At 61.8% G+C, this 6,212-nt stretch carries 6 protein-coding genes and 2 pseudogenes; 6 read left to right on the top strand and 2 right to left on the bottom strand.

Translation table 11 applies throughout. The features are described from left to right. The first annotated feature begins 386 nt into the window (after window positions 1–386). A complete protein-coding gene (locus tag AX750_RS26030; RefSeq protein ID WP_156451257.1) occupies window positions 387–533 on the top strand; it encodes a hypothetical protein in 147 nt (48 codons plus the stop codon). 29 nt (window positions 534–562) lie between these two features. Here AX750_RS26030 and AX750_RS25550 read toward each other — a convergent pair whose 3' ends face one another. After that, a complete protein-coding gene (locus tag AX750_RS25550; protein WP_082737591.1) occupies window positions 563–1,366 on the bottom strand; it encodes a metallophosphoesterase in 804 nt (267 codons plus the stop codon). Beyond that, window positions 1,363–1,728: a hypothetical protein gene (locus tag AX750_RS13215; protein ID WP_067254431.1), complete on the bottom strand. Its 366-nt coding sequence runs from the start codon at window positions 1,726–1,728 to the stop codon at window positions 1,363–1,365. The genes AX750_RS25550 and AX750_RS13215 overlap by 4 nt, the downstream gene beginning before the upstream one ends. Before the next feature lie 504 nt (window positions 1,729–2,232). Here AX750_RS13215 and AX750_RS13205 point away from each other — a divergent pair. The 5 genes and pseudogenes from AX750_RS13205 to AX750_RS13180 all read left to right on the top strand — a co-directional run. Continuing rightward, window positions 2,233–2,685, top strand: coding sequence for a hypothetical protein (locus AX750_RS13205; RefSeq protein WP_156451259.1), 453 nt, complete (start codon window positions 2,233–2,235; stop codon window positions 2,683–2,685). A 611-nt stretch (window positions 2,686–3,296) separates the two neighbouring features. After that, window positions 3,297–4,331, top strand: a pseudogene (locus AX750_RS26890) (IS3 family transposase). A 22-nt stretch (window positions 4,332–4,353) separates the two neighbouring features. Next, the gene (locus tag AX750_RS13190) at window positions 4,354–4,773 is read left to right on the top strand and encodes a transposase (RefSeq protein WP_082734982.1); all 420 of its coding nucleotides are present in this window, start codon (window positions 4,354–4,356) and stop codon (window positions 4,771–4,773) included. Continuing rightward, window positions 4,770–5,117, top strand: coding sequence for an IS66 family insertion sequence element accessory protein TnpB (gene tnpB, locus AX750_RS13185; RefSeq protein WP_067254418.1), 348 nt, complete (start codon window positions 4,770–4,772; stop codon window positions 5,115–5,117). The genes AX750_RS13190 and tnpB overlap by 4 nt, the downstream gene beginning before the upstream one ends. A gap of 99 nt (window positions 5,118–5,216) precedes the next feature. Continuing rightward, window positions 5,217–6,161: pseudogene (locus tag AX750_RS13180) on the top strand (IS66 family transposase); the annotation flags it as partial. Window positions 6,162–6,212 lie beyond the last annotated feature (51 nt).

Raw genomic sequence — 6,212 nt, 5'->3', positions numbered from 1 at the left:
CAACTACTTCAGCGCGGCAGGGTACGACGCAACCTGATGGGATTCCGCTCTAGCGATTTGGTCCGATGAATGGGTGCACGTGGGCGCACCATTGGAATATTGGTCGGATGAACCGGCGCTCACGGGCGCACCATCGGGAACCAGCTCCGATGAAAGCGCGATTTGAGTCGCTATACGACGGCGGACCCTACTCTGCCCAGCGCTAAGCGAATTTGACGTCGTCCTGACCTATGCCTCATGAGCGACCGTTTCAGCTGTCCTCCGAACCTATATGGAGCTCGCCCCCCGGCCGGCATCGCGCGACGTTCGTCAGATCAGCACCCTTGGCCTTCCGCCCTCAGCGGTCTGGACCAGTCCCTCGTCATCAATGCGTAGGAGAAGCCACCATGAAGCTGACATCGTCCTCCATCCGTACCGCCTCGCGGTCGCGCCCGGAGACGCTGCGCGAGCGCCTGCTCGCCTTGCGTGAAGGCAGCCGTTTCCTGGAAGCCGTGAAGTTTGACTTAATCGAACCGTCCGGCCAGCGCTTGTAATCGAGTTCGCTGGCCGGGCTTCGATTAATTTAGACTTCGACAATGTATCGAGGGTTGAATTCTTTACACTCGCGCTCACCTGCGCGCGCACCGTGGTGGGCGACGGGATATCCTGCGGGATTGGCGAATATAGTCGTCTCACCAACCTTGTATAAATGGTGATGGTGGTCGTGCCCATGTATCCAGAGTTTCGGCTGATACCGCTCGATGACATCAGAAAGATCTGACGCGTAGCACGCGGATAACGGTTCGCCGCGGTACATGGGCACGACCGATTCAGGATGGGGTGCGTGGTGGGTCACCACTATGGTTGCTCCATCGTGAGGATTGGCCAGCTCTCGCTCGATGAAGGCACGATCCACTTTGTGGAGGCCTTGGATGTAATGTGGCCTGATCGTTCTCGTTTTTCCGTCGAGGGTGACCTTGATCCTCCTGTAGTCGTTCATGCCTCGCAGAGCGGCCTTACGATCAGTAACAGGCCGGCGGTTGAGGTTAAAATCCGTCCACAACGTGGCGCCTATGATTTTCACCCCATCGATAACAACGGATCCAGGATCTAGAAAATGTATACCCAGCTTTTCTGCGCGAACTCGTCCTGCTTCTCGCTCCAAAGCTATGTTCGAGCCGTAGTATTCATGGTTTCCGGCAACGTAAATTATTGGTACACCACCCAAAAACTTATCGCGCTGCCATGCAAGCCATTCCAACGCCCCCGTGACTGGCTTATCGATGTCCCCGGCAAAGATAGCGCCAGTACAACGAGTGTTGGTGGGACAGTCGAAACGCGCCCCGAACTCCATGTGAATGTCGCTCATGACCAGGATGCGGTTCATGTCAGCTTCCTTTTGGTGGCTGCTTTCCACGCATCGGCGCGAGGGCCTTCAGGTTGATCCTGGAGCCGCAAAAAACCGTTCAATGTCAACGCCCATCTGTTTCTGACATCGATATAGAAAAGTACGTCAACGTAATCGTGGATGGGGCCCCCTTCATATTCTCGCTTGCCAGGCTCCAGGATCTTTCCCCAGATCACCCACGATCGCGGATAGTCGATGGTCCATTGCAATATCGTGTGGAAGGTTTCGACGTCACTGGCGCTAGGTCTATAGCCGGCCTCGAACTTTGAAATGTCCCGTGCCGCTGCGATTAGCCGAGCAGCCAAGCCCTCTTTATCTTCCATGCCGCGGATCGTTTTCATGTCGAAGCCTCTTTGGGGGTACCGAGCCTATAGAACCGACTAATTGTCCGGACCCAGCGCTTCTGGAAGGCGCGCACCTGGTCGTCACCAAAGAGCATTCTGAATTGATCGCTCATTGGCCTCCCTCCTCTGCTGGGGTTCCAAGCCGATAGAATCTGCTGATCGTCCGACCCCACTTCCGCTCGGGGTCGAGCATGAACACCTGGCTGGAGAGCACCGGTCCATTCCTGATCCGCGGGTGGCCTGAGACAAAGCCTGCCAGGCATACCGACTGATATGGCACTACCTTCCACTGATGGATCAGGGGCGCTTGGGAGAGCTTCTCTACCGAAGGCGGCAACCCCGCCAACACAGCGTCGATGTCATCGCACATGGTGCGCATCCGGCGCATGACTTCGATCGAGTGGTCATAGGCGTGAGGACTGAGTTTCATGGCTAGGCCTGTTCCTGGATGGATTGGCGTGAACGTTTCATGGATCGATATGCGAATTTTTGGTGTAAGTGATGGACGGGGTGATTAGTCTTGGTTCGACGGCGACTCGGCAGGAAGGATCGGTGTGCCGATCCTTGGTTTTGTGGATGGATCAGCGGTTGATCCTTGGTGGCAGGCAGATGGACGGACCCGCTTTCAAAATGGCGCTGAAGAGGCTTGGGCACACCCAAACCAGCTTCGCTCGCCAATACGATCTGTCTGTCCGAACGGTCCAAAACTGGGCCAAGGACGGCGTACCGCCCTTTATCGGACGCTTTCTTGAGGATTATGCACGTCGAGCGATTGAGCCTCCTGGGTCCCGCATTTGGTCAGATGAGCGGTCAGCCGCGCAGGACTGCGAGGCTGCCGTCGATCAGCTGCTGAGGGACGTGCTGTTGCGCGCTACACAGGCTGGCTGGCCGAAAAAAATCGTACTTGTGGCGGCCCTGCGCTGGGTGTCAGACCAGTTCCTGGCGCGTCAGTAGCGGTAGTATTGCGGATGAAGATTAACAGATCGTTAAGCCGCAGAAGATCAGCTACGCTACGGTTCCAGTGCTCGCCAATGGCTGCCCCGACTAACTGAAAGCCACTTCAGTTGCGCTTGCTCGCGGGTCTCCCTGGGATCCGCGGCTCGATCAGCGCCCACCGCCGACGGCGCAGGACTCATCGTAAGCCGCTGAACCGAGGCGTCGACGCTGCGATCTCGGAAGCGCTCCCCTTCGTCATCCATGCGCATTCGAGCATCGCATCCTCACCGATGTCGCCGCGAGCGAGGCACAGGTCCCGGCCCTTTGCGCAGGGCTCCTTGGGCGCATTTGCGGGGCCGGTGTGGGCGTTGATGTCTCGCTGCACACTGGAGGCCCTCGCCGCTGGCATTGCAGTGGGCCTGGAAGGCAGCATCTGCCCCGGTGCGGCCGGAAGCCTGGATTAGCAATTCGAACTACCGGAAGCCGACGTTTGGCGCCCGACGCGCGAATAATGTCCATTCATCGAACCTGCTCCCGAGGAGCTGATTTAGCTGAGATGTCCAGAGGCTGGAGCGCACCCCGTTTTGATCGGACAGGTGGCATAGCCGCTAAGGCATAGGCATTCGCCTATGAGTACGACTATGTCGAAATCCCCTGACGGCCCGTTCTCGCGGGTCGAAGTCATCACTTCGGTGCAGCGCCGGCGCCGGTGGTCGACGGCCGAGAAGGTCCGTCTCGTCGAAGAAGCGATGCAGCCTGGAATAAGCGTGTCGTTCGTGGCACGTCAGGCCGGCATCTCGCCCTCGCAGCTCTTCGCTTGTAAGCGCCGCATGCTGGAAGGCGGTCACGCCGCCGTTCAAGCGGATGACGACGTCGTTGGCACCTCGCGCGTCCGCGATCTGGAGAAACGCGTTCGCGATCTGGAGCGGTTGCTCGGTCGCAAGACGATGGAGAACGAAATTCTCAAAGAGGCGCTCGAGTCGCCCGCCCAATAAAGCGGACATCGCCCTTGCTGTCCGGGAGCGGTCCGACGGACGGTTCACGGTGAGCGCGGTCGCACGGACGCTCGGCGTCGCTCGTTCCCACATCAACGAGCGACGCGGCGGGACGCCCACGCCGCGTGGGCCCTATCGCAAGGCGCAGGATGTTGAGTTCCTTTCGTCGATCCGGGCCCTCGTCGATGCCCGGCCGACCTATGGGTATCGACGCGCGTGACAGCGCTCTTGAACCGAGAGCGGCGAGCAAAAGGCCTGCCGACCATCAATGCCAAGCGGGAGCTGCGGATCATGCAGCATCACGGCCTGACGCTGGAACGCCATACGGCACACCGGCCCGGTCGGCAGCATGACGGCGTCGTCATCGCGCTTCGTTCGAATGTGCGATGGTGCTCGAACCATCTGGAGATCCATGCTCGCAACAGCGAGGTCGTGCGCGTCCTCTTCATTCTGGATGCCTGCGACCGCGAGATCATTGCCTGGTCGGCGGTGGCGCAAGCCGGCATCTCCGGCGAGATGGTCCGCGATCTCATGGTGACCGCCGTCGAACGCCGCTTTGGCACGACCAGGGTGCCGCATGCGGTCGAATGGCTGTCCGACAACGGCAGCGCCGTAACCGTCCGGTCTTGGCCGCCTTGCACGGTGGGCGGCATTTCCCGGACGGTGTGACCTTAAGTCTAGCTTTAAGGTCATGGCGATGGTTCGGGCGGAGGTTCTGGGCGCGATCGAGCGGCGACGGCGCTGGCACTATGAGGACAAGGTCCGGATCGTCGAGGAGAGTTTCGCTGCTGGCGTGACGGTGACGGATGTCGCGCGGCGCAACGGCGTCGCGGCGAGCCTGGTTTTCACATGGCGTCGACAGGCGAAGCTGGGTCAGTTGGGTGGGGACGGCCTGGCGCCGCTTCTGCTGCCTGTCGAACTGGCTCCTGTCGTGACCAACGTCACGCCCACGCCGGTTGCCGAGGTCGCCGTCGCGGAGCCCGCGCGCCGGAGCCGTCGCCCGTCTGGCATGATCGAGATTGCGCTCGGCTCGGGCCGCAGGCTGCGGGTCGATCGCGATGTCGACGCGGACGCTCTGCGGCGGGTGCTCGACGTGCTGGACCGGCGATGATCGCAATCCCCGCCGGGATGCGGGTCTATCTCGCCATGGGCCCGACCGACATGCGCAAAGGCTTCGACGGCCTGGCGGCGCTGGTGCAGGGGGCACTGGAACAGGATCCCTTCTCCGGTCACCTGTTCGTCTTTCGCGGCCGCCGAGGCGATCTTCTGAAGGTGCTGTACTGGGATGGACAGGGCTTCTGCCTGTTCGCCAAGCGGCTGGAACGGGGTCGCTTCATCTGGCCAGTCACGACCGACGGCGTGGTGCGGTTGACGCCGGCGCAGCTCTCCATGCTGCTGGAGGGGATCGACTGGCGCGCACCGATCCGAACCGATCGCCCCAGCCTCGCTCTGTGAAGCGAGGGCTTCAAGCCGATTCAGGCCTGTGGTGCGCGGTCAAGATCGACCAAGATTCAATGGCTTGGCCCCCGGCCTCGCGATAATCTCGAAAAGACCATGGCAAGCGCCTCCGCAGACCTTCCCGACGACGTCGCGACGCTCCAGGCGCTGCTGATCGCGGCGCGTGCTCAAAGCGCCGCCCATCTGCTCATGATCGAGAAGCTGAAGGCGCAACTGGCGAAGCTGCGCCGGATGCAGTTTGGGCAGTCGTCGGAGAAGCTCGACGCCGCCATCCTCCAACTGGAGCTGGCGCTCGAGGATGTCGAGGAGGGCACGGCGGCGCGGACGGTTCTGGAGCGCGCGGTCATGCCAGCAGTTCCCGACGCCCGGCAGCATCCGGTTCGTCGTCCCTTGCCCGACCACCTGCCGCGCGAGGAGGTCATCCACTGGCCGGTGGGTATCGCCAGTGGCGATCTCGGCTGTGGCTGCCTTGCTTGCGGCGGACAGTTGCGCCGGCTCGGCCAGGACGAGACCGAGGTGCTGGAGCGCGTCACCCAGTTCAAGGTCGTCCGGCATATCCGCCCCAAGATCGTCTGCCGCCAGTGCGAGGCGATCGTGCAGGCGCCGATGCCCTCCCTACCGATCGAGCGCGGACGGCCTGGCCCTGGATTGCTCGCCCATGTGCTGGTGGCCAAGTATGCCGACCACCTGCCACTTTACCGCCAGTCAGAGATCTATGCCCGCGAAGGCGTCGAGCTCGACCGCTCGACCCTGGCCGATTGGGTCGGATCGGCCGCGGCGCTGCTGACGCCCCTGGCCGAAGCGATCGGCAAGCATGCCATGGCCGGGCCCGCGCTCCACGCCGACGATACCCCCGTGCCGGTGCTCGCTCCCGGGTTTGGCAAGACCGCGACGGGTCGGCTTTGGGTGTATGTCCGCGACGAGCGCCCCCATGCCGGTGATGCAGCGCCCGCCGTCCTCTATCGCTACACCCCGGATCGCAAGGGCATACGCCCGCAAGGCCATCTCCAGGGCTTTGCGGGATATCTCCACGCCGACGGCTGTCCAGCGACATTCGGAACTGCCCCCTTTCCGTCATGAAGAACTGACCCC

The organism is Methylobacterium sp. CCH7-A2 (assembly GCF_001557075.1).
Lineage (GTDB): Bacteria > Pseudomonadota > Alphaproteobacteria > Rhizobiales > Beijerinckiaceae > Allobosea > Allobosea massiliensis.
Note: the sequence above shows the minus strand (reverse complement) of the source record. Positions and strands in the feature narration are given on the sequence as shown.

What these genes read in the sequence shown, in the direction of transcription:
- AX750_RS25550 (WP_082737591.1), bottom strand. Translation starts at nt 1,366, where the DNA reads ATGAACCGCATCCTGGTCATGAGCGACATTCACATGGAGTTCGGGGCG.
- AX750_RS26030 (WP_156451257.1), top strand. Translation starts at nt 387, where the DNA reads ATGAAGCTGACATCGTCCTCCATCCGTACCGCCTCGCGGTCGCGCCCG.
- AX750_RS13215 (WP_067254431.1), bottom strand. Translation starts at nt 1,728, where the DNA reads ATGAAAACGATCCGCGGCATGGAAGATAAAGAGGGCTTGGCTGCTCGG.
- tnpB (WP_067254418.1), top strand. Translation starts at nt 4,770, where the DNA reads ATGATCGCAATCCCCGCCGGGATGCGGGTCTATCTCGCCATGGGCCCG.
- AX750_RS13190 (WP_082734982.1), top strand. Translation starts at nt 4,354, where the DNA reads ATGGCGATGGTTCGGGCGGAGGTTCTGGGCGCGATCGAGCGGCGACGG.
- AX750_RS13205 (WP_156451259.1), top strand. Translation starts at nt 2,233, where the DNA reads ATGGACGGGGTGATTAGTCTTGGTTCGACGGCGACTCGGCAGGAAGGA.